At 65.0% G+C, this 21,707-nt stretch carries 21 protein-coding genes; 19 read left to right on the top strand and 2 right to left on the bottom strand.

Annotated features, from left to right (window positions below; all coding sequences use genetic code 11):
• Positions 1-24: 24 nt before the first annotated feature.
• The 19 genes from rhaS to visR all read left to right on the top strand — a co-directional run bounded on the left by rhaS (position 25) and on the right by visR (position 19,993).
• On the top strand, positions 25-1,017 hold the full coding sequence (gene rhaS / locus LQK81_RS15490) for a rhamnose ABC transporter substrate-binding protein (RefSeq protein ID WP_230807266.1): 993 nt from the start codon (positions 25-27) through the stop codon (positions 1,015-1,017).
• 290 nt (positions 1,018-1,307) lie between these two features.
• Positions 1,308-2,807: a sugar ABC transporter ATP-binding protein gene (locus LQK81_RS15485; RefSeq protein ID WP_230807468.1), complete on the top strand. Its 1,500-nt coding sequence runs from the start codon at positions 1,308-1,310 to the stop codon at positions 2,805-2,807.
• On the top strand, positions 2,804-3,781 hold the full coding sequence (locus LQK81_RS15480; RefSeq protein WP_230807265.1) for an ABC transporter permease: 978 nt from the start codon (positions 2,804-2,806) through the stop codon (positions 3,779-3,781). Before LQK81_RS15485 ends, LQK81_RS15480 begins: the two co-directional genes overlap by 4 nt.
• Positions 3,781-4,785 carry an ABC transporter permease gene (locus LQK81_RS15475; RefSeq protein WP_230807264.1) on the top strand — a complete coding sequence of 335 codons (1,005 nt, stop codon included), beginning with the start codon at positions 3,781-3,783 and terminating at the stop codon, positions 4,783-4,785. The genes LQK81_RS15480 and LQK81_RS15475 overlap by 1 nt, the downstream gene beginning before the upstream one ends.
• Before the next feature lie 8 nt (positions 4,786-4,793).
• Positions 4,794-5,108 (top strand): L-rhamnose mutarotase, encoded by a 315-nt coding sequence (gene rhaM, locus LQK81_RS15470; RefSeq protein ID WP_230807263.1) that lies wholly within the window; start codon positions 4,794-4,796, stop codon positions 5,106-5,108.
• A gap of 10 nt (positions 5,109-5,118) precedes the next feature.
• Positions 5,119-6,480 carry an FGGY-family carbohydrate kinase gene (locus tag LQK81_RS15465; protein ID WP_230807262.1) on the top strand — a complete coding sequence of 454 codons (1,362 nt, stop codon included), beginning with the start codon at positions 5,119-5,121 and terminating at the stop codon, positions 6,478-6,480.
• Positions 6,481-7,121: 641 nt separating this feature from the next.
• Complete coding sequence (locus LQK81_RS26355; protein WP_230807261.1) at positions 7,122-8,708, top strand: globin-coupled sensor protein; 1,587 nt, start codon at positions 7,122-7,124, stop codon at positions 8,706-8,708.
• A 130-nt stretch (positions 8,709-8,838) separates the two neighbouring features.
• On the top strand, positions 8,839-9,138 hold the full coding sequence (locus tag LQK81_RS15455; protein ID WP_230807260.1) for an STAS domain-containing protein: 300 nt from the start codon (positions 8,839-8,841) through the stop codon (positions 9,136-9,138).
• On the top strand, positions 9,135-9,500 hold the full coding sequence (gene cheY1 / locus LQK81_RS15450; RefSeq protein ID WP_056316210.1) for a chemotaxis response regulator CheY1: 366 nt from the start codon (positions 9,135-9,137) through the stop codon (positions 9,498-9,500). Before LQK81_RS15455 ends, cheY1 begins: the two co-directional genes overlap by 4 nt.
• Positions 9,501-9,516: 16 nt before the next feature.
• Complete coding sequence (locus LQK81_RS15445) at positions 9,517-11,817, top strand: chemotaxis protein CheA (RefSeq protein ID WP_230807259.1); 2,301 nt, start codon at positions 9,517-9,519, stop codon at positions 11,815-11,817.
• Positions 11,818-11,821: 4 nt separating this feature from the next.
• Positions 11,822-12,286, top strand: a complete 465-nt coding sequence (locus LQK81_RS15440; protein ID WP_230807258.1) for a chemotaxis protein CheW — start codon at positions 11,822-11,824, stop codon at positions 12,284-12,286.
• Positions 12,283-13,182: a protein-glutamate O-methyltransferase gene (cheR, locus tag LQK81_RS15435; protein WP_230807257.1), complete on the top strand. Its 900-nt coding sequence runs from the start codon at positions 12,283-12,285 to the stop codon at positions 13,180-13,182. Before LQK81_RS15440 ends, cheR begins: the two co-directional genes overlap by 4 nt.
• Entirely contained in the window at positions 13,179-14,237 is a 1,059-nt protein-coding gene (gene cheB / locus LQK81_RS15430) for a protein-glutamate O-methylesterase CheB (protein ID WP_230807256.1), read from the top strand. Before cheR ends, cheB begins: the two co-directional genes overlap by 4 nt.
• Positions 14,237-14,626: a response regulator gene (locus LQK81_RS15425; RefSeq protein ID WP_112596299.1), complete on the top strand. Its 390-nt coding sequence runs from the start codon at positions 14,237-14,239 to the stop codon at positions 14,624-14,626. The genes cheB and LQK81_RS15425 overlap by 1 nt, the downstream gene beginning before the upstream one ends.
• On the top strand, positions 14,623-15,177 hold the full coding sequence (cheD, locus tag LQK81_RS15420) for a chemoreceptor glutamine deamidase CheD (RefSeq protein WP_230807255.1): 555 nt from the start codon (positions 14,623-14,625) through the stop codon (positions 15,175-15,177). The genes LQK81_RS15425 and cheD overlap by 4 nt, the downstream gene beginning before the upstream one ends.
• A gap of 85 nt (positions 15,178-15,262) precedes the next feature.
• Complete coding sequence (gene cheT, locus LQK81_RS15415; protein ID WP_230807254.1) at positions 15,263-15,655, top strand: chemotaxis protein CheT; 393 nt, start codon at positions 15,263-15,265, stop codon at positions 15,653-15,655.
• A gap of 348 nt (positions 15,656-16,003) precedes the next feature.
• Positions 16,004-17,686 (top strand): flagellar basal-body MS-ring/collar protein FliF, encoded by a 1,683-nt coding sequence (gene fliF, locus LQK81_RS15410; protein ID WP_230807253.1) that lies wholly within the window; start codon positions 16,004-16,006, stop codon positions 17,684-17,686.
• An 818-nt stretch (positions 17,687-18,504) separates the two neighbouring features.
• The gene (gene visN, locus LQK81_RS15405) at positions 18,505-19,245 is read left to right on the top strand and encodes a transcriptional regulator VisN (protein ID WP_442967145.1); all 741 of its coding nucleotides are present in this window, start codon (positions 18,505-18,507) and stop codon (positions 19,243-19,245) included.
• Positions 19,246-19,255: 10 nt separating this feature from the next.
• Positions 19,256-19,993, top strand: coding sequence for a transcriptional regulator VisR (visR, locus tag LQK81_RS15400; RefSeq protein ID WP_230807251.1), 738 nt, complete (start codon positions 19,256-19,258; stop codon positions 19,991-19,993).
• 63 nt (positions 19,994-20,056) lie between these two features.
• Here visR and LQK81_RS15395 read toward each other — a convergent pair whose 3' ends face one another.
• Both LQK81_RS15395 and flhB read right to left on the bottom strand, forming a co-directional pair.
• Positions 20,057-20,500 carry a hypothetical protein gene (locus LQK81_RS15395; protein ID WP_230807250.1) on the bottom strand — a complete coding sequence of 148 codons (444 nt, stop codon included), beginning with the start codon at positions 20,498-20,500 and terminating at the stop codon, positions 20,057-20,059.
• Positions 20,501-20,510: 10 nt separating this feature from the next.
• The gene (flhB, locus tag LQK81_RS15390; protein WP_230807249.1) at positions 20,511-21,587 is read right to left on the bottom strand and encodes a flagellar biosynthesis protein FlhB; all 1,077 of its coding nucleotides are present in this window, start codon (positions 21,585-21,587) and stop codon (positions 20,511-20,513) included.
• Between the last annotated feature and the right edge of the window lie 120 nt (positions 21,588-21,707).

Genomic DNA, 21,707 nt, shown 5'->3' with positions numbered 1-21,707 from the left:
GTACCAGTCAGGGAGGACTAGGACATGAAGATCTGGAAGGCATTGCTCGTCGCAGCCGCTGTCTCGACGGCGCTCGTCGGAAACGTCGCCAATGCGGCGGACAAGAAGATCGCGCTGGTGGTGAAGGCGCTCGGCATCGGCTTCTTCGAGGCCGCCAACAAGGGCGCGCAGGAGGCGGCGAAGGAACTCGGCAACGTCGAGGTGATCTATACCGGCCCGACGACGACCACCGCCGAAGGGCAGATCGAGGTGATCAACTCGCTGATCGCCCAGAAGGTCGATGCGATCGCCGTCTCGGCCAACGACACCGATGCGCTGGTGCCGGCCCTGAAGAAGGCGATGGACCGCGGCATCAAGGTGATCTCCTGGGATTCCGGCGTGGCGCCGGAAGGCCGCTCGATGCACCTGAACCCGTCGTCCAGCGCGCTGATCGGCAATATGTGCGTGAAGATGGCTGCCGACAACCTGCCGGACGGCAAGGGCGACGTGGCGATCCTGTCGGCAACGGCAACCTCGACCAACCAGAACGTCTGGATCGAGGAGATGAAGAAGGTGTTGCCGAACTATCCGGGCGTCAACATCGTCACCACCGTCTATGGCGACGACCTGGCCGACAAGTCCTACCGCGAGACGCAGGGGCTCATCCAGTCCTATCCGGACCTGAAGGCGATCATCGCGCCGACCTCCGTCGGCATCGTCGCCGCCGCCCAGGCCGTCTCGGATGCTGGCAAGGCCGGCCAGATCAACGTCACCGGCCTCGGCCTTCCCTCCGAAATGGCGGGCCACGTGAAGTCCGGTGCGTCCAAGTCGTTCGCGATCTGGAACCCGATCGACCTCGGCTATTCCGCCACCATGATCGCCAATGACCTGATCGAGGGTGCGGAAGCCAAGCCCGGCGCGGAGCTCAACATGGGCCGTATGGGCAAGGTCAAGCTGGACGACAAGAACGAAGGCGCCATGGCCGACCCGTTCGTCTACGACGCCTCGAATGTCGAGGAATTCGCCAAGATCTTCTGATCCTTGGTGGGCGGCGCGGCGGTAGTATGGCCGGGCCGCAGTGAAGCAAGTGCATTGCCCCTCATCCGGCCTGCCGGCCACCTTCTCCCCGTGAACGGGGAGAAGGAAATGCCTGGCAACGTCTCGCCTGCCATCGAAGCGGCGAAACGGCATCGTCCCCTCTCCCCGCTTGCGGGGAGAGGGCTAGGGTGAGGGGCAATTTTCAAGCATGGCCAGGCTGAACACGGCCTGACGACACCGTACCCGAACTGACGGACGAACCCTTGTTGCAGGACACGACCACATCGCGGATGAAGCCGGCGATCGCGCTTCAGGGGATCTCCAAGTCCTTCCCGGGCGTCCACGCGCTTTCCGACGTCTCGCTGTCGCTCTATCCGGGCTCCGTGACCGCTCTGGTCGGCGAGAACGGCGCCGGCAAGTCGACGCTGGTGAAGATCCTCACCGGCATCTACCAGCCCGATGGCGGCACGATCCGCGTCGACGGCGAGGAGATGCACTTTCCTTCCGCAAGCGCTGCCGCGAGGGCCGGCGTCACCGCCATCCACCAGGAGACGGTGCTCTTCGACGAGCTTTCCGTCGCCGAGAACATCTTCCTCGGCCATGCCCCGCGCACCCCCTTCGGCCTGATCGACTGGCAGAGGATGAACACCGATGCGCGCATGCTGCTGGAGCGGGTCGGCGCGAGCCTCGATCCCTCGATCCGCCTGCGCGACCTCGGCATCGCCAGCAAGCATCTGGTAGCGATCGCGCGCGCGCTGTCGATCGACGCCCGCGTCGTCATCATGGACGAGCCGACCGCTGCCCTCTCCTATAAGGAGATCCACGAACTCTATGAACTGATCGACCGGCTCAAGGCAGACGGCAAGGCGATCCTCTTCATCAGCCACAAGTTCGACGAGATCTTCCGCATCGCCGACCGCTATACCGTTTTCCGCGACGGCCGCATGGTCGGCGAGGGGCTGATCGCGGGGACGACGCAGGATGATCTCGTGCGCATGATGGTTGGCCGCGACGTCGGCCAGGTCTTCCCCAAGCAGGAGGTGGCGATCGGCGAACCGGTGCTGACCGTTTCCGGCTACCGCCACCCGACCGAATTCGAGGACATCAATTTCGAGCTGCGCCGCGGCGAGATCCTGGGCTTCTATGGCCTTGTCGGGGCAGGCCGCTCCGAGTTCATGCAGTCGCTGATCGGCATCACCAGACCGTCGGCCGGCGCCGTCCGGCTGGACGACAGGGTTCTCGTCATCCGTTCGCCGGCCGAGGCGATCGAGGCCGGCATCGTCTATGTGCCGGAAGAGCGCGGCCGGCAGGGCGCGATCATCGGCATGCCGATCTTCCAGAACGTCACGCTGCCCTCGCTGACCCGCACCTCGCGTTCCGGCTTCCTGCGCATGGCCGAGGAATTCCGGCTGGCGCGCGAATACACCTCAAGGCTCGACCTGCGCGCTGCCTCCCTCGACCAGGACGTCGGCACGCTGTCGGGCGGCAACCAGCAGAAGGTCGTCATCGCCAAGTGGCTGGCGACGAAGCCGAAGGTGATCATCCTGGACGAGCCGACCAAGGGCATCGACATCGGCTCCAAGGCCGCCGTCCACGCCTTCATGAGCGAACTGGCTGCGCAGGGTCTCAGCGTCATTATGGTCTCCTCGGAAATCCCCGAGATCATGGGCATGTCGGACCGCGTCATCGTCATGCGCGAGGGCAGGATGGTCGGCCGGTTCGAGCGCGCCGAACTCTCGGCGGAGAAACTGGTTCGCGCCGCCGCAGGCATTTCGGAGACCGCGCCATGAACATGCTTCTGAAGAACCGCGAGGCGCTGCTGGTCGTGGCGATCCTGGCGCTGGTGGCGCTGGTCACGCTGCGCTTCCCCGGCTTCGTCCAGCCGGCCAATCTCGGTCGGGTCTACAACGACACCTCGATCCTGATCATCCTGGCGCTCGGGCAGATGGCGGTGATCCTCACCCGCTGCATCGATCTCTCGATGGCGGCGAACCTTGCGCTTTGCGGCATGGTCGCCGGCCTCATCAACGTCGCCTGGCCCGGCCTGCCGATCCCGCTGGTGATCGCAGCCGTCGTGGCGCTGGGTGCGGCCCTCGGCTCGATCAACGGCCTGCTCGTCTGGAAGCTGAACATCCCGCCGATCGTGGTGACGCTCGGGACGTTGACGATCTTCCGCGGCACGATCTTCCTGCTCACCGGCGGCCAGTGGATCAATGCCCACCAGATGAGCGAGGCCTTCAAGGGACTGCCGCGGGCCGATCTCTTCGGCATCCCCGCGCTCTCCTGGTTCTCCGTCCTCATCGTCGCGCTCATGTTCGTCGTGATGACCCGCACGGCGACGGGCCGGGCCTTCTTCGCCGTCGGCGGCAACCCGCACGCGGCGGTCTATACCGGCATCGACGTCGGCCGTACCCGATTCCTGGCCTATTGCCTTTCCGGCGCGCTTGCCGGCTTTGCCGGCTATCTCTGGGTGTCCCGCTACGCCGTCGCCTATGTCGACATCGCGCTCGGCTTCGAACTCGACATCATCGCCGCCTGCGTGATCGGTGGCATCTCGATCGCCGGCGGCATCGGCTCGGTGCCGGGGGCGGTCCTCGGCGCGCTGTTCCTCGGCATCATCAAGAACGCGCTGCCGGTCATCAACATTTCTCCCTTCGCCCAGATGGCCATCTCCGGCATGGTCATCATCATCGCCGTCGCCGTCAATGCGCGCGCCGAGCGGCGCAAGGGCAGGGTCATTCTCAAGAAGGCGGAGGCACACTGATGGCCGAGGCACAGGTCCAGACCCGTCATATTCCCGACCGCCTGCAGAGCCGGGGATCCCGCCTGCTGAAGAGCTGGGAGAGCCTGCTGGTGGTGGTGGCGATCCTGATCTTCGTCGCCAATTCGCTGGCCTCCCCCTACTTCCTCGACCCGTGGAACCTGTCCGACGCGACCTTCAACTTCACCGAGAAGGCGATGATCGCCTTCGCTATGGCGCTCGTGGTTATCTCGGGCGAGATCGACCTGTCGGTCGCCTCTATCGTGGCGCTGACGTCGACGGCCATGGGCTATGCCGCGACGCAGGGTTTCGACACGCCGGCGCTGGTGGTTGTCGGCCTGGCGGTGGGCCTTGCCTGCGGCGCCGTCAACGGTCTGCTCGTGACCCGGCTGGGGCTGCCCTCGATCGTGGTCACGATCGGCACCATGAGCCTGTTCCGCGGCATCGCCTTCATCATTCTCGGCGACCAGGCCTTCACCGAATATCCGGCAGGCTTCTCCTGGTTCGGGCAGGGCTATGTCTGGTGGGTGTTCTCGTTCGAGTTCTGCTTGTTTCTGGGCTTTGCGCTTCTCTATGCGGTGATCCTGCACATGACGAACTTCGGCCGCGCGGTCTATGCGATCGGCAACAACCAGACGGCCGCCCTCTTCTCCGGCGTGCGGGTGGCGCGCGTGAAGTTCACCCTGTTCCTGCTCACCGGCCTGATGTCGGCGATCGCCTCGATCTGCCTGACCTCGCGCCTCGGCTCGACCCGGCCCTCGATCGCGCTCGGCTGGGAGCTGGAAGTGGTGACGATGGTGGTGCTCGGCGGCGTCAGCATCCTCGGCGGCTCCGGCACGATCGGCGGCGTGGTGCTGGCGGCCTTCATCATGGGCATGGTCACCTTCGGCTTCGGCCTGCTCAACGTGCCCGGCATCGTCATGTCGATCTTCATCGGCCTGCTGCTGATTTCGGTGATCGCGCTGCCGATCCTCTACACGCGGCTCAGGCGCCGCATGGGACACTGAGGGGAACGATGGAGAAATTTGCCTTCCGCATGCGCCTCAACCCCGGCATGGCCGAGGAATACAAGGCACGGCACGACGCGATCTGGCCGGAACTTGCGGCACTGCTGAAGGCGGCCGGCGTCTCCGACTATTCCATCCATCTGGACGAGGAGACCGGTCTTCTCTTCGGCGTCCTCTGGCGGCGCGACGACCACACGATGGACAGTCTTCCGGACCACCCGGTGATGAAGCGCTGGTGGGCGCATATGGCCGACATCATGGAGACGAAGCCCGACAACGAGCCGGTCGCCGTTCCGCTCCGCACCGTCTTTCACATGGAATGAGCAGCAGCCCATGGCCCGCACGATCGCCGTCATCGATATCGGCAAGACGAATGCCAAGGTGGCACTCGTCGATGGCGAGAGCTTCGGCGAGATCGCCGTGCGCACCACCCCCAACGGCGTGGTGGACGCGCCGCCCTATCCGCATTTCGACACCGAACGTTTGTGGGCCTTCATTCTCGACAGTCTCAAGGTGCTGAACGTCGAGCGCCGGATCGATCGCATCTCGGTGACGACGCACGGCGCCACGGCCGCACTCGTCGACGGCGACGGCGTTCTGGTCCTGCCGGTGCTGGACTATGAGCATGCGGGTCCGCAGGAGCTGCTCGCGGAGTACGAGGCCGTTCGACCGTCCTTTTCCGAGACGGGTACGCCGAAGCTGCCCGTCGGCCTGAACGCGGGCATGCAGCTCTACTGGCAGTCGCGCCGCTTCCCCGAGGCGTTCGGGCGGGTGTCAGCTATCCTGATGTACGCGCAGTACTGGTCGTACCGGCTGACCGGGGTGCTGGCCGGCGAGGTCACCTCGCTCGGTTGCCACGCCGACCTGTGGGAGCCGGTGAACCGCCGATATTCGACGCTGGTGACCGGGCAGGGCTGGAGCCGGCTGATGCCGCCCCTGCGCAAGGCTTCCGACGTGCTCGGGCCGATCCTGCCGGAGCTTGCCGCTGCCACCGGGCTGGATGCGCAGACGCCCGTCCACTGCGGCATCCACGATTCCAACGCCTCGCTCCTGCCCCATGTGCTGACGACGCCTTCGCCCTACGCGGTCGTCTCGACCGGCACCTGGGTCGTCTGCATGGCGATGGGCGCCCGGCACTGCGAACTGGACGAGCGGCGCGATACGCTGGTCAACGTCAATGCGCTGGGTGACCCGGTCCCCTCCGCCCGCTTCATGGGCGGCCGCGCCTTCTCGCTCCTCGGCGGCAGGAACGCGCCCGTCGGCGATGATGCCGTCGCCTCCGTTCTGGCCCGGCAGGCGATGATCCTGCCGTCCATCCCCGACGATTCCGGGCCCTTTCCGGGCCGCCAGGCCCGCTGGACGATCGATCGCGGGCAACTGACGGAAGAGGAGGCCCAGGTCGCGGTCGCGTTCTATCTCGCCCTCATGAGTGCGACCTGCCTGTCGCTGATCGGCGCGGACGGGCCTGTCATCGTCGAGGGGCCGTTCTCGGGCAACGGTCGATATCTGGCGATGCTGGCGGCGGCAACCGGCAGGCGCGTGCTCGTGGGCGAAAGTGCCACGGGCACCAGTGTCGGTGCGGCCTGCCTGGCTGTGAAAGGGGTACCGAGGCCGCGCCTGCGGCCGGTGGAGCCGTCGCTGCCCGGGGCTGCGACGGCCTATGTCGAAAGATGGCGCAGCCTCGCTTCCGGTTGAGGCGCCGAGGGCACCCCGATCCGTGGCCGGCCGGAAGTTTCGGATCAGAAAATCGCCGGCGCCCGGACGGGCTGGCGGCCATCGATACCGATCAGCGTTGCGACCGCTGCAAGCGTTGCGGCAGTCAAGATCAATGCACTCAACCAAAGAACAATCATTGCTCATTCCCAAGGACATCATCGTCTGGAAAGCACTACTAGCATCCGAAACTTGCTTTTGCCTTGCCAAATATTGGCCAAGACGCCATCCGGCCTAGCGAATTCTAGGGATATGGCGATCGCCAAGCAGCCGAAAGGCACGCAAACGCGCGGGCGGCCGGGCCCCCGGTGCCGTGAAAGTACAGCCATGCCGCAGCGCATTAACCTTCAGGCAAGGAATTAACCATAAACATGGTCTCACGCGTCGGAATGGGGAATTTCACCATTTCCCACTCAGGCATGATGCCGTACCGCCCGTACCGGTTTCGACCCGGTATCAAGCTTTCACCGAAATTGACCATGGACAGGCGAACGGCGAAACCGGCCCGACGCGCTCGACGCCGTGCGGATCGTTGAGACCGCAGGACGTTGCCTCCCCCATGGACGAATTCACCGGCTTGGCCAGCGATGGCCGGGAAACTGCATTGTGCATGGGGTTGAGAAGTGCAGGAGACGCCAGCAGAACAGACTCAGACGGGGCAGGCGGCAAGCCTTCGCGACCGGCTGAGATTTGCTGGCCTGGAGCCTGCCCACGGCGACATCCTCCGCGACCATCGCCAGACCCTCGAGCGCCATGTCGAAGGCGCCCTTCGCGATCTCTTCCAGCGCTTCCAGACCTTTCCCGACGCCGCCCGGCAGTTCCAGAGCGAACGCGCCATCGATCGCCTGCATGATCTCCACGCCTCCCACTGGAGCGTCCTGACCGATGCGCGCTTCGACAGTCTCTATGCGGAGCGGGTGAAGGTTCTGGCCGACGCCGAAAGCCAGATGGGCCTCGATCCCCGCTGGCGCCTGTCCGGCCACACCATCGTCCTCGAACACGTCGTCGACGGACTGCTGGAGGAATACTGGCCGAAATCCATCCTGCCGGGTTCGAGGAACGCCCGCCGCAAGGAACTGTCCGAACTTCTCACCGCCTTCGTCCGCGTCGCCATGGTCGATGCGGAGATCGGCGTCTCGCTGCGGTTCAACGAGCTTCGCCACAGCCATCACCGGGCGTTGGGAGAACAGCGCAAGGCCGATCACGACGCGTTCGAGATCGCCTTCGGCGAGGTGATCGGAAGCCTTGCCAATCTCGACTTCACCCACAGGACCGGGGCGCAGATGCCGGAGGGCTGGCGAGCGCTGGCCGGCACGCTCGATACCGCGCTGGAAGAGGTCGAGCGCCATCTCGGCTCCGCCCTCGAGCGCGGCGAGGCTTCGGGCGCGATGGTGCAAACCCTGTCCGCCCAGGCCGGCCGTCTTGCCGAGCGCTCGAAGGCGCAGTCCTGCGAACTCGCGGACACGGCCGCGACCCTGGCCGGGATCGCCGACAGCCTGAAGCTGAACCTTGCCGAGACGCGCAAGGCCGAGGCGGCCGCGCAGTCGACCCGCCAGTCGGCCGAAAACAGCGGCCGGATCGTCGGCGAGGCAAAGTCGGCGATGGCCGACATCGAGGCATCCGCCGAAAAGATCGGCCAGATCATCGGCGTCATCGACGAGATCGCGTTCCAGACCAACCTGCTGGCGCTGAACGCCGGCATCGAGGCCGCCCGCGCCGGCGACAGCGGCCGCGGCTTTGCGGTGGTCGCGCAGGAAGTGCGCGCGCTGGCGCAGCGTTCGGCCGATGCGGCGCGCGAGATCAAGCAACTCGTCAGCGGCACCAAGGCGCAGGTCGAGGCCGGCGTCGATCACGTCAACCGCACCCAGGATGCGATCGGCAGCATCGTCCTGCAGGTCACCGGCATCAACGATTCGATCGCCGGCATCGCGCGCGCCAGCGACGAAGGCGTCGGTAGGCTCGACGCCTTGGGCGGCGATCTCGGCCGCATCGGCGCCCAGGCCCGCGCCGATGTCGATCTGGCCGAAGGCGTCGATCGCGCAGGCGGTGACCTCCACGCCGTCATCCTCGAGCTCGGACAGACGATCCGCCAGTTTCACGTCCGCCAGCCGCAGCCTTCGGCCGCGCGCCAGGCCGACGTGGCCCGGCAGGTCTCCCATGCGCCCATGCCGGCCCCGTCGCCGGTTCGCGCGGTCGGACACGGGGGCTGACGGTGCGACAGGAGCGGCCCTGCCACGAATTCTCATCGCGACGCAGCCGGCGCGAAGGCGCCGGCTGGTTTGCGCCCGAACCGACCTTTCGGACAATCAACGCTGACACAAGCAGACAAGGAACGCAGTGATGGCGAGCAAGAAGGCCGCTCAGAAAAGCCTGAGCCTGGCACCCGTGCTGGATCTCAACGAGGCGACAGCGCTTCGCGACAAGCTGCTGGCGCTCAAGGGCAGCGACCTGGCGATCGACGCGTCTGCCGTCGAGCGCGTCGGCGCCCTGTGCGCGCAGGTCCTCATGGCGGCCGCCAAGACCTGGGAAGCCGACAAGCGCAGCTACACGTTCGCCAAGGCATCGGAGCCGTTCCTCAAGACGATGCAACTCATCGGCGTCAACATTGAACACCTGCTGGCCAAGGAGATTCAGCGATGAAAAAGAAGGTGCTTACCGTGGATGATTCACGGACGATCCGGAACATGCTTCTGGTGACACTGAACAATGCCGGGTTCGAGACGATCCAGGCGGAGGACGGGGTCGAGGGGCTGGAAGTTCTGGAAGAAGCCAATCCCGACGTCATCGTCACCGACATCAACATGCCCCGCCTCGACGGCTTCGGCTTCATCGAGGGCGTGCGCCGCAACGAGAAGTACCGCGCGATCCCCATCCTCGTCCTGACGACGGAGAGCGATGCCGAGAAAAAGAACCGGGCCCGTCAGGCCGGCGCGACCGGCTGGATCGTCAAGCCGTTCGACCCCACCAAACTCATCGATGCAATCGAGCGCGTGACCGCCTAAATCGAGGTTCCTCCCGATGGATATGAACGAAATCAAGGAGATCTTCTTCCAGGAATGCGAGGAGCAGCTCGCCGAACTGGAATCCGGTCTCTTGAAGCTGAACGATGGCGATCGCGATCCGGAAACCGTCAACGCGGTCTTCCGTGCGGTGCACTCGATCAAGGGCGGGGCCGGCGCCTTCGGCCTCGACGATCTGGTGTCCTTCGCCCACGTCTTCGAGACCACGCTTGATTGCGTTCGATCCAACAAGCTCGAGCCGAACCAGGACGTCCTGAAGGTGATGCTCAAGTCGGCCGACGTCCTGGCCGACCTGACGAATGCCGCCCGCGATGGCGGCAGCGTCGACGAGGCGCGCAGCAAGCAGCTGATCCGCGAACTCGAGGCGCTCGCCAACGGCGAGGTGCCGGCGGCGAGCGAAGCGCCTGCGTCAAAGCCGGCTCTGGCGTCACAGGCGGCGGCACCCGCACCCGCTGCCGCGCCGGCTGTCAACGACGAAGGCTTCCAGCCGATCCCGTTCTCCTTCGACGATTTCGGCGACGAGGAGAAGCCGGTCGCGCCCTTTGCGCCTACCTGCGAGATCCTGTTCCATCCCAAGCGCGAGCTCTATTCCAAGGGCAACGAGGCCGCGCTGTTGCTGCGCGATCTCTCCCGCATCGGCGAGATGAGCATCCGTTGCGATATGGACAGCCTGCCGCTGCTTGAGGACATGAACCCCGAGGAAGCCTATTTCTCGTGGAAGATCTCCCTCGTCACGGAGAAGGGCGAGGATGCCGTCCGCTCCGTCTTCGAGTTCGCCGAATGGGATTGCGACCTCGAGGTCCGCACCGTCGAGGAAGACGTGGAAGCGGATGCGGGCGACGACGAACTGCCGATGCAGCCGGTCCCGTTCGACCTCTCGATCCTTGACGACGGCGACGCCGGCGCAACCGCCGAGGCCGACGAGCCCGCAGAAAAGGAGCCGGTTGCCGCCACTGAAAACAACGTCGTGCCGATGGCCGCAGCCGCCCGCGCTGAAGCGCCCAAGACTGAGACCCGGTCCGCCCCGGCCGCACAGCAGGCCGCCGCCGCACCTGCCGCAGCCGCGGCCTCGGCAGCACAGGCCGCTGCCGCCGCACCGACCATCCGTGTCGATCTCGATCGCGTCGACCGCCTGATCAACCTCGTGGGCGAGCTTGTCATCAACCAGGCGATGCTCTCCCAGAGCGTCATCGAGAACGACAACAACGGCGTCTCCTCGATCAACATGGGCCTCGAGGAGCTGCAGCAGCTGACCCGCGAGATCCAGGACTCGGTCATGGCGATCCGCGCGCAGCCGGTGAAGCCCGTGTTCCAGCGCATGTCGCGCATCGTCCGCGAAATCGCCGACGTCACCGGCAAGTCGGTCCGCCTCGTCACCGAGGGCGAGAACACCGAAGTCGACAAGACGGTCATCGACAAGCTGGCCGAGCCGCTCACCCACATGATCCGCAACGCCGTCGACCACGGCCTGGAATCGCCTGAGAAGCGCGAGGCCGCCGGCAAGAATCCGGAAGGCACGGTCCGGCTGACGGCGAAGCATCGCTCCGGCCGCATCGTCATCGAGCTTGCCGACGACGGCGGCGGCATCAATCGCGAGAAGGTCCGCCAGAAGGCGATCGACAACGACCTGATCGCCGCCGATGCCAACCTGTCGGACGAGGAAATCGACAACCTGATCTTCCACGCCGGCTTCTCCACCGCCGACAAGATCTCCGACATTTCCGGCCGCGGCGTCGGCATGGACGTGGTCAAGCGCTCGATCCAGGCGCTCGGCGGCCGCATCACCATCTCGTCGAAGCCCGGCCAGGGCTCGGTCTTCACCATGAGCCTGCCGCTGACGCTCGCTGTCCTCGACGGCATGGTGGTCACGGTCGCCGGCCAGACGCTCGTCGTGCCGCTCACCGCCATCGTCGAGACGTTGCAGCCGGAAGCATCCGCGATCCATTCCTTCGGCGCCAGCCAGCGGCTGATCTCGATCCGCAACTCCTTCTGCCCCCTCGTGGATGTGGGCCGGATCCTGAATTTCCGCTCCACCCAGGCCAACCCGGTCGACGGCGTCGCCCTCCTGGTCGAATCCGAAGGTGGCGGGCAGCGCGCCCTGATGGTCGATGCGATCCAGGGCCAGCGCCAGGTCGTCATCAAGAGCCTCGAGGCCAACTACACCCACGTGCCGGGCATCGCCGCGGCGACGATCCTCGGTGACGGGCGCGTGGCGCTCATCCTCGACGTCGACGCCGTCGTCGCCGCCTCGCGCGGCCAGTCCCTGAAGCAAGAAATCTCGCTCGCAGCAACCGGTTGATAAAATGACGTACGCAGCCAAATCACTGACGCAGGGCCGGGAGCTCATCGCCTTCCGGATCGGGGATCAGGAATTCTGTGTGAACATCATGTCGGTGCGGGAAATCCGTGGATGGACCCCCGCAACGCCGATGCCGCATGCGCCGCACTACGTGCTCGGCGTCATCAACCTGCGCGGCGCGGTCCTGCCGATCATCGACATGTCCCTGCGCCTCGGCATGAAGCCGGCGGAGCCGACGGTCAGGCACGTCATCATCGTGGCGCAGGTCGGCCAGAAGGCTGTCGGCCTCCTCGTCGATGCGGTCTCCGACATCCTGACCGTGACCGACGACAACGTGCAGCCGACGCCTGACATCGCCAACGAGATGACGAAGAACTACGCCCGCGGCATACTGGCCATCGAGGGCCGGATGATCTGCATGATCGAGCTCGAGGCGCTGTTCCCCCATATCGAAAGCGAAGCCGCATGATGTCGACCGCCTTCGAGCCCAGACTGTCACCGGACGAATGCCTGGCAACGGGAGAATATCCGCTGACCCGCCGCGACCTCTCCGAGATCGCAGCGATGATCTATGCCGATGCCGGCATTCATCTGAACGAGTCCAAGGCCTCGCTGGTCTATTCGCGGCTGTCCAAGCACATCCGCAATCTCGGCCTGAAGGGATTTCGCGAATATTGCGCCCTCGTCTCCTCGCCCGAAGGCGCGCCGGCCCGCCGGGAGATGCTGTCGCATCTGACGACGAACTTCACGCGCTTCTTCCGCGAGAACCATCACTTCGAGCACATGAAGCACGAGGTCCTGCCGGAGCTGATCGCCCGCGCCAAGGCAGGCGGCCGCGTCCGCATCTGGTCCGCCGCCTCCTCCGATGGCCAGGAGCCCTACTCGATCGCGCTCACGCTCCTGTCGATGCTGCCGAATGCGTCGGATTACGATATCCGCATTCTGGCCACCGACATCGATCCGAAGATCCTGGCGCTCGCCCGCGCGGGCGCCTATGACGCGACCGCCCTGGAAACGGTCAGCCCGGCGATGCGCAAGCAGTATTTCCGCGAGGTGGACATCGACGGCCGCCGCAAGTGGCAGATCGACGACCGCGTCAAGAAGCTGATCACCTACAACGAGCTGAACCTGATGGCCCAGTGGCCGTTCAAGGGCCCCTTCGACGTCATCTTCTGCCGCAACGTCGTCATCTATTTCGACGAGCCGACGCAGATGAAGATCTGGACGCGCTTCACCGGCATGCTGGCCGAAGGCGGCCACCTCTATATCGGCCACTCCGAGCGGGTGTCGGGCGAATCCAAGGCGCTGTTCGACAATATCGGCATCACCACCTATCGCTACACCGGGAGGGGAAGACGCGCATGACAGCACCAGCTCGCGTTCTCGTTGTCGACGATTCGCCGACCATGCGCGGCCTGATCACGGCCGTGCTCCGCGCCGATCCCGATGTCGACGTCATCGGCCAGGCCAGCGATGCGATGGAGGCCCGCAACGCCATCAAGCAGCTCAATCCGGACGTCGTCACGCTCGACATCGAGATGCCGAACATGAACGGGCTGGAGTTTCTCGACAAGATCATGCGGCTTCGCCCGATGCCGGTGATCATGGTGTCCACGCTGACCCATCGCGGTGCCGAGGCGACGCTCGCGGCACTCGAGATCGGCGCCTTCGATTGCGTCGGCAAGCCCCAGCCGGGCGACGCCCGTCCCTTTGGCGACCTGGCCGAGAAGGTCAAGGCGGCCGCCCGTTCGCAGCGCCGAGACATCCGCTCCGAGCCGGTCGTGCCGGTGCAGCCTCCGGCCAATGCCAACGCTGCCGAGACCTACCGCAACGGCCGCAAGATCGTCGCGATCGGTGCCTCGACCGGCGGCGTCGAGGCGCTGATCACCGTCCTCCAGAAGTTTCCGGTCAATTGTCCGCCGACCGTGATCACCCAGCACATGCCGTCGAGCTTCACCAAGAGCTTCGCCGAACGCCTCAACCGCATCTGCGCGCCGCGCGTGGAGGAGGCGACGGACGGGGCGAGGCTTGAGATCGGCAAGATCTACCTGGCCCCGGGAGGCGACCGCCACCTGCAGGTCACCAGCACGTCGGCGCCGAGTTGCCGCCTGCTGGACCGTGACCCGGTCAACGGTCATCGGCCCTCGGTCGACGTACTGTTCGATTCGGTGGCCGAGCTTGCCGGCCGCAATGCCGTCGGCGTCATCCTCACCGGGATGGGGCGGGACGGAGCGGCCGGATTACTGAAAATGCGCCACGCCGGTGCCCGCACGATCGGCCAGAACGAAAAGACTTGCATCGTATATGGGATGCCGCGTGTGGCCTACGAACTTGGGGCGGTGGAACATCAGCTTCCGCTCGCATCCATCGGGGAGGAAATCCTGAAGCTTACTGCGGCCCGCAAAGAAGGGAGCGACTAATGTCTATCGCTGAAAAAATCAAAGTACTCATCGTCGACGATCAGGTGACCAGCCGATTGCTGTTGGGAGACGCGCTGCAACAGCTCGGCTTCAAGCAGATCACTGCGGCCGGCGATGGGGAGCAGGGTCTGAAGATCATGACCCAGCAGCCCCATCACCTCGTGATTTCCGACTTCAACATGCCCAAGATGGATGGGCTGGTCTTCCTTCAGCACGTTCGCGCCAATCCGGCGACGAAGAAGGCGGCCTTCATCATCCTGACGGCCCAGGGCGACCGCGCGCTGGTGCAGAAGGCGGCGGCCCTCGGGGCCAACAACGTGCTCGCCAAGCCCTTCACCATCGACAAGATGAAAGCGGCGATCGAGGCCGTATTCGGGGCCTTGAAATGATCACGGAGGCAGGGACGCGCCGCGTCCACCTGATACAGGGCGAGTACAAGGTGATGAGCGATCCGGACGTCGTGCTGACGACGATTCTCGGATCCTGCGTCGCCGCGTGCTTGCGCGATCCGGTCGTGGGCGTCGGTGGAATGAACCACTTCCTGCTGCCCGGCTCGATGGAGGCCATGTCGGCAGGTGGCGACGCCACGCGCTATGGCGTGCATCTGATGGAGCTTCTGATCAACGGTCTGCTGAAGCAGGGCGCACGCCGGGACCGGCTCGAGGCCAAGATCTTCGGCGGGGCGAAGACGATTGCGACCTTCTCCAATGTCGGCGAGCAGAATGCACGCTTCGCCCGGCAGTTCCTGACCGACGAAGGCATCAGGATCGTCGGCGAGAGCACCGGCGGCGAGCACGGGCGCAAGCTCGAATACTGGCCGACATCCGGGCGCGCCCGGCAGCATGCCCTGACCGGCGTGGAGGCGCAGCGCACCGTGGCACTGGAGCAGCGGCCGATACTGCCGCCGAAGCCTGCGGAAAGCTCGATCGAATTCTTCTGAGCCGGATGCGGCCTCGGGGCATGAGGGATATGGCCGCATGCGCAGGTCTGTGGACGGGCGGCGCGACGGTGGAAACGGAGATACCATGAAAGCCGACTACATGAACGACGTGACCGACATGGAGGAATCCGTACCCGCCGTCCTGATGCGTGTCGTCTCGGAACTGCACGACGTCGCCTATCTGATCGAACGCATCGAACCGCAACTCGCCGAGCTTCACCCGGAGGCGGGCGAGAACACAGCGCAGCGCATGATGGTCCTGCAGGGCATCGATCTCGCCGTGCAGAAGGCCCGCGGCCTTGCGGATTTTCTCGGCCAGGTCACCGCCGACATGCCGGAGGCCTGGGCCGTGGACGTGACGACGGCGCTGAACCTCGTGAAGCTGAGCGACATGAAGACGGCGCTCGGCAACGGTACCGTGCGGACCTTCGGCGCCCAGCCGCTGTCCAAGGCGTCCGGCGATTTCGAGGCCTTCTGATTCGCGAAGTCGCCGCGGAGCCTTGCGCCGACGCAAGGCGTCCATGAACGCGGACAATCGGTCCAATCTTGGAATCGACGGCCGCTATCGTATTGAATTTAAATTCTAATTTTTAGATGCAATGCCCGTGGAACCTCTCCTCGTGGCGCCGTGCTGCACCGCATTCCAGCGAAACGCTCGCGCAAGTTTCACCGTCTAGTTTTGCCTCCGGGTCGATTAGGCCTGCGTAGTCCTGGGCATGGGGGCACCGTTGGCAGCGGCGCCTTTCCGGGGGTGGGCAATTTAAACTGAGCGGATCTGCCATTCTTTGGCCTGAGGCGGATCCGGCAAAGTTGGTGCGGGAACAGAATGAATCTGTTGGAACAGCTTAAGAGTATGGGCAAGAACTTGGCGTCGCTCGGGCAACCGAAGCTGGCGCTGCTGGCCGGGGCCGGGGTCGTGACGCTCGGCCTGGTGCTTGCCGCCGCCCTCTTTGTCAACAAGCCCTCTTACGAGACGCTCTATGTCGGTCTGGAAAGCACCGACATGAACCAGATCAGCGTCGCGCTGGCCGAGGCGAACATCGACTTCCAGACGGGAAGCGATGGCGCCAGCCTGCAGGTTCCCGTCGGCCAGACCGGCAAGGCACGCCTCTATCTCGCCGAGCGCGGCCTGCCGAGCAGTTCCAATTCGGGCTACGAACTCTTCGACAATGTCGGTTCCCTCGGCCTGACCTCCTTCATGCAGGAAGTCACCCGCGTTCGCGCCCTGGAAGGCGAGATCGCCCGGACCATCCAGCAGATCAACGGCATCGCCGCCGCACGCGTCCACATCGTCATGCCGGACCGCGGGAACTTCCGCCGGGCGGAGCAGCCGCCGACGGCGTCGGTGATGATCCGCGCCGGCAGCGCCGCAGGCCGCAAGGCCGCCGCCTCCATCCGCCAGCTTGTCGCTGCCTCCGTTCCGGGGCTGGAAGCCGAGCACGTGACGATCCTCGACTCCGCCGGCCAGTTGCTGGCCTCCGGCGACGATTCGGACGGCAACACGCTGAGCCGTTCGCTCAACATCGTCCAGTCGGTCCAGGAAGACGTGGAGCGCAACATCGAGAAGGCGCTGGCGCCGTTCCTCGGCATGGACAACTTCCGCGCCAGCGTCATGGCGGCGCTGAACACCGATTCCCAGCAGACGCAGGAAACCGTCTTCGACCCGGAATCCCGCGTCGAGCGGTCGGTCCGCGTCACCAAGGAAAGCCAGCAGTCCAGCCAGAGCGAACTGCAGCGCCCGGCAACAGTCGAGCAGAACATCCCGCAGGGCGGACCCGAGGCCGGCACCGGCCCGCAGTCGAGCGACCAGGCCGACAAGAAGGAAGAGCAGACCAACTACGAGATCAACAGCAAGACGATCGCGACGGTTCGCAACAGCTACCAGATCGAGCGCCTGTCGGTCGCCGTGGTCGTCAACCAGGGCAGGCTCGCTTCGCTGGTCGGCGAACCCGCCGATCAGGCGAAGATCGATGCCTTCCTCGCCGAGATGCAGAAGATCGTGTCGTCCGCTGCGGGCCTGAACAGCGAACGCGGCGACGTCGTCACCCTGACCGCCATGAACTTCCTCGACAACGTCCTGCTGGACGAGGGCGTACCCGGCCCCGGCGTGATGGAGACGCTGACGCGCAACCTCTCCACCATCATCAACGCACTCGCCTTCGTCGCGGTCGCCTTCCTGGTGGTCTGGTTCGGCTTCCGCCCGGTCGTCCGCTCCGTCTCCGGTGGCGCCGGTGCGACCGCCCTGGAAAGCGAAGCGGCCGGCCTCGAGTTGCCCGACTTCTCTCCGGGCGTGGGTGTCGGCGCAGGTCCCGGCGCGCTGATGGACGGTTTCGGCTCCGACTTCGGCTTCGACAGCACCGACGACCTCCTCAGCGCCGGCGACGACGAGGGTGTGTTCAACCGCCGCGTCAAGGAAGGCCCCGAGCGTCGTCTGTCCCGCATGGTGGAGATCAGCGAGGAGCGCGCCGCGAAGATCCTGCGCAAATGGGCCGAAGACCAGGCGGCCTGACCGGACCGGAAGAAGCAACGCGAAATCCCGCCCTCGAGGCGGGATTTCTGCGTCTGTGGTGTCGGCACGCGAACCTCAATGCGCATGCGGAGGCGATCCGGTCCCGCGGTACCGTGGAGAGGGCGCCATGGACAGCGCCGCTGTCAGTGACCTCTTGGGTGCCACCGCATCCTGCAGGCGTCCCGCAGCGCAGGCCGTAGACCCTGGATCGTCGATCCGGCCTGTGGTCGATCTTCCCGCGACGTTCGATGGCATGACCCAGCTTTGTCCCCGGACGGCCCTATCACCTCCTCCGGCCTCGATGGAACGCCAATCTTCGGCAGCGCCGGGCCCCGGGCGGGCGACGTTTCGCGCAGGAGTGTGACTCAAAAGCGACGATATTGGCGGCCTGCGGGGCGCCCTTCCGCTACGTCAGGCAACAAACCTGACTCTGCCGGGGCGATCACGAAAATTTTGTTTGGTGTTGAAAGCCCGTTCGCACCCCTGAATTCAATCCTGCCGACCGTCGTAAATCTGTCATCGTCTCACGGTTGCATTTGGCGCCAGTGAAAAAATGTGATGATTAACAAAAGTTTAATTCTGTCGGCCCAGGGATGGGGTCGGCGGCCGCTGCGCCGGCGCGAATCGATTCATGAAAACTTGCGAATGTAAATCCCCAGTTGGGCCCCGTGGCATTTGATTCGCGTCGTTGTAGACTTTAGTTACTGATTCGTTTGGTGAATCCCGTCCATGCGGCTTGATCGCAAGCGGTGCCGAGTTCCGGCGCTGGTGCGAGGGGGAACGGGATGACCCGGCCGAGTTTGGCAACGGGGGCTATTATGGAAACGATGAGAGCGGATGTATCGCTCCGGGAATCCTATGGATTCTCTGCGGTGGCATGTGAACGAAAGAGCGCACGCGAGCAGCTGGTCCACCAGTTGGGGCGCTGTGCGGACCGCGCCGGACTCACGGCAGGGTTGAAAGCGCTGACCCGGTATGTCAGCGCGTCCCACTATCTCCTTGTCCGCCACGACATGTCCTTCAGCGCCGACATCGGCTTCGTCGTCGCGTCCGACTGGCCGTTCGACATGGTCCGCAGCCTGGCCGCCGTACTCGGCAGCACGAACGGCCGCATGAGCGATCTCGACCGGTCCAGCTGCCTGATGCAGCCGGTGTTCTCGCGGTTCTGCGACGACGTCGCGGCGCCGTCCGGGGTCAGCCGGGAATATTGCACCATCACCTTCAACGTCGGGCGCGTGCGCATGACGCTGATGCTGCTCTTCCCGGAGCACTACATCCTGTCGCAGAGCAACCTGCGGGACGTGGGCCTGCTGACCGGCTATCTTGCAAGCGTCTGCTGCAAGCCGACAGGCCGCCAGGACCGCGAATCCGAATTGACGGATCGCGAGGTCGAGTGCCTCTACTGGATCGCCGAGGGCAAGACCAGCGAGGATATCGCCGTGATCCTCGGCATATCCCGGAACACGATCAACAACTACATCACCAGCGTCATGCGCAAGACGGCGACCAAGACCCGTTCCGAGGCGATCGCCTGGGCTGTGCGAAACAATCTCGTCTGAGGTGAAAGCGATGGAACATCCGTTCTCCCAGCCGAAGGACGAGGGGCCCGAGATCCGGATCTCGAAGCTGTCCCGGCCCAAGCGCACGACGGATGTGGTGGCGACACTCCAGCAGATGCAGAAGATCGCCGGCGCGAAGAACTTTGCCGTGTTCCGCATCCTCGGCCAGGGATTGCCGTCGACGCGCCGTCTCGCCTGCACGCTCAGCAACTGGACGGCAGAGGCGACGGCGCGCGCACTGGTGGAGACTCATGGCGAGGCGCTCATGGCGCATCTGGAAGCCTCGATGCTGCCGGTCGTCTGGGAAGGCGCCGACGCGAACAGCTTCATCGCCGAAGAGCTCGCCTCCTTCGCCCTGCGCTTTCCGGCAAGCCAGCTGCCCTATGCCGGCATCGCCTTTCCCGTCCGGCTGGGATCGAGCGGCAACGGCTTCGTCGTCCTGACCGGCGATTTCCTCAGGATCGACACCGACCTCGTGCTCGACATGCACATGCGCGCCGGCCAGATCATGGTCGACCTGCAGGCGGCGGACGAAAAGCGGATGCAGCCGGCCGAGGCGCTCAACGACCGCGAGATCGCCTGCCTGCAGATGGCGGGCGACGGCTGCATCAGCGAAGCCATCGCCGAGAAGCTCGGGCTTTCGGTGCATACGGTCAATGCCTATCTGGGCACGGCGACGACCAAACTGGACGCGGTCAACCGCGTCCAGGCGATCGCGAAGGCGATACGCCTGGGCTATATCCGCTAAAGGCGCGACGACGGCACGCGATTCCGAAGGATCGCGATGTCCCGTGACGTCGGCTATGGTCGCTTAGTGAGCCTGCAGCTGCAATGAGGCCGAGCGTCTGAACTGCGCATCCCGCAGGCTCGCCGCGAGCAGGTCGGTATTGTCGTCCGGGTCGACCGCGGGATCCTCGAAGGCGACGTGGGTCACCTCGATGCCGGCGCGTTCGTTGCCGAGCTGGAGCCGCGCATAGACGGTGCACCCGCGCGGACGCAGTTCCAGATCGAGCGTCACCTCGGGCTCACCGCCCCAGTCGAGCTTGTAATCACCGCCGGCGCCGAAAACCACGGTGCCGGGGAGGAAATACAGCTCGGCTGCAGATGAAACCAGGTCGGACAGGTTTCCGTAGCACTCGAACCGCAGCAGGGATACCAGGTCGGCCGCGTCAAGCAGCCGCAATTCCGATGCAACCGGGCCGATCGCTTCGGCCACGATCCTCTCGCGCTGGGCAGAATAGGAGCTTTTTCTCATCGGATCTCTTTTACCGTCTCATCTGGGGCGAAGCTGCGTAGACCCGGTGAATCAGTTCCGCCACTGCTTTGTAGAACACCGGTGGAATGACACTATCCACCGAGACTTGCGCAAACATGGAGCGCGCGAGCGGCGGATCCTCGAAGACGGGGATGCCGTTCTCCTCCGCGAGCTCGCGAATCCTGAGCGCGACCAGGTCCTGGCCCTTGGCGACGACGACCGGGGCGTCCTGTTCCTCGCGGACATAGCGCAGCGCCACGGCAAAGTGCGTCGGGTTGGCGATGACGAGCGTGGCGCGGGGAACGGCGGCGATCATCCGCTTGCGGGCGCGGTCGCGCTGGATGGAGCGGAGGCGGCTCTTGACGATCGGGTCGCCCTGCGCCTGCTTGTGTTCCTCCTTGACCTCCTGCTTGGTCATCCGCAGTTCGGAATACCAGTGATGGCGCGTCCAGGCGAAATCGATCGCGGCGATCACGGCGGTTGCGAACAGGATGATCACCATGATCGTGTTCGCTTCCTTCGCGAGGGTCTGGAAGATCACCGCCGGATCGGAGAACATCGCGTCCAGCGTCGCGAAATAGTCGTCCCACAGGACCAGGACGACGACCACGGATACCGCGCCGACCTTGATCAGCGACTTGCCGAATTCCACGAGCCCGGGCTTGCCGAAGATCCGGGTAAATCCCTTGATCGGCGACAGGCGCGACATCTGCGGGCGTACGCGCTCCAAGACCGGGCTCGGCATGTTCTGCAGGATCGATGCGGCCAGCCCGAACAGCATCATCATCAGAAGCGCCGGCATCAGTAGCGCGCCGGCCTCCCAGCCGAGGTGGCGGAAGAGGGCGACGACGTCGCCGCTGTTCTCCAGATCCCAGGCGTCCGGCTGCCCGAACAGGTCGCGCAGCGTCTCGGCGACGCGCAGGAAACCGCCGGGCAAAAAGAACACGAGAAAGAGATAGATCGCCACGGTGGACGCGAAGACCGGAACCTCGCGCGCGAACGGCGTATTGCCCTTCTCCGCAGCGTCGCGGATCTTCTTCTCTGACGGGGCTTCTGTTTTGCTTTCCTTGTCCTCGTCGTCGGCCATGGAAAGGTCCTTCCGGAATGCGCTCTGCGGCAAGGGGGCGGCAGGCCCGTCGACCCGTGGCCCGCTCTACCGACACATAAAAAGGGACCCGAGCCTTTTCAGATTCGGGTCCCCGGAACG

Origin of the sequence: Rhizobium sp. GN54, assembly GCF_021026345.1 — a bacterium.
Classification (GTDB): Bacteria; Pseudomonadota; Alphaproteobacteria; order Rhizobiales; family Rhizobiaceae; genus Mycoplana.
Note: the sequence above shows the minus strand (reverse complement) of the source record. Positions and strands in the feature narration are given on the sequence as shown.

Coding starts and splice junctions, on each gene's coding strand:
- cheD (WP_230807255.1), top strand. CDS start 14,623: ATGATCACGGAGGCAGGGACGCGCCGCGTCCACCTGATACAGGGCGAG.
- fliF (WP_230807253.1), top strand. CDS start 16,004: ATGAATCTGTTGGAACAGCTTAAGAGTATGGGCAAGAACTTGGCGTCG.
- visN (WP_442967145.1), top strand. CDS start 18,505: ATGGAAACGATGAGAGCGGATGTATCGCTCCGGGAATCCTATGGATTC.
- LQK81_RS15440 (WP_230807258.1), top strand. CDS start 11,822: ATGACGTACGCAGCCAAATCACTGACGCAGGGCCGGGAGCTCATCGCC.
- LQK81_RS15480 (WP_230807265.1), top strand. CDS start 2,804: ATGAACATGCTTCTGAAGAACCGCGAGGCGCTGCTGGTCGTGGCGATC.
- flhB (WP_230807249.1), bottom strand. CDS start 21,587: ATGGCCGACGACGAGGACAAGGAAAGCAAAACAGAAGCCCCGTCAGAG.
- cheR (WP_230807257.1), top strand. CDS start 12,283: ATGATGTCGACCGCCTTCGAGCCCAGACTGTCACCGGACGAATGCCTG.
- cheB (WP_230807256.1), top strand. CDS start 13,179: ATGACAGCACCAGCTCGCGTTCTCGTTGTCGACGATTCGCCGACCATG.
- LQK81_RS15425 (WP_112596299.1), top strand. CDS start 14,237: ATGTCTATCGCTGAAAAAATCAAAGTACTCATCGTCGACGATCAGGTG.
- LQK81_RS15475 (WP_230807264.1), top strand. CDS start 3,781: ATGGCCGAGGCACAGGTCCAGACCCGTCATATTCCCGACCGCCTGCAG.
- LQK81_RS15395 (WP_230807250.1), bottom strand. CDS start 20,500: ATGAGAAAAAGCTCCTATTCTGCCCAGCGCGAGAGGATCGTGGCCGAA.
- LQK81_RS15455 (WP_230807260.1), top strand. CDS start 8,839: ATGGCGAGCAAGAAGGCCGCTCAGAAAAGCCTGAGCCTGGCACCCGTG.
- LQK81_RS15485 (WP_230807468.1), top strand. CDS start 1,308: ATGAAGCCGGCGATCGCGCTTCAGGGGATCTCCAAGTCCTTCCCGGGC.
- cheY1 (WP_056316210.1), top strand. CDS start 9,135: ATGAAAAAGAAGGTGCTTACCGTGGATGATTCACGGACGATCCGGAAC.
- LQK81_RS15445 (WP_230807259.1), top strand. CDS start 9,517: ATGGATATGAACGAAATCAAGGAGATCTTCTTCCAGGAATGCGAGGAG.
- cheT (WP_230807254.1), top strand. CDS start 15,263: ATGAAAGCCGACTACATGAACGACGTGACCGACATGGAGGAATCCGTA.
- rhaM (WP_230807263.1), top strand. CDS start 4,794: ATGGAGAAATTTGCCTTCCGCATGCGCCTCAACCCCGGCATGGCCGAG.
- rhaS (WP_230807266.1), top strand. CDS start 25: ATGAAGATCTGGAAGGCATTGCTCGTCGCAGCCGCTGTCTCGACGGCG.
- visR (WP_230807251.1), top strand. CDS start 19,256: ATGGAACATCCGTTCTCCCAGCCGAAGGACGAGGGGCCCGAGATCCGG.
- LQK81_RS15465 (WP_230807262.1), top strand. CDS start 5,119: ATGGCCCGCACGATCGCCGTCATCGATATCGGCAAGACGAATGCCAAG.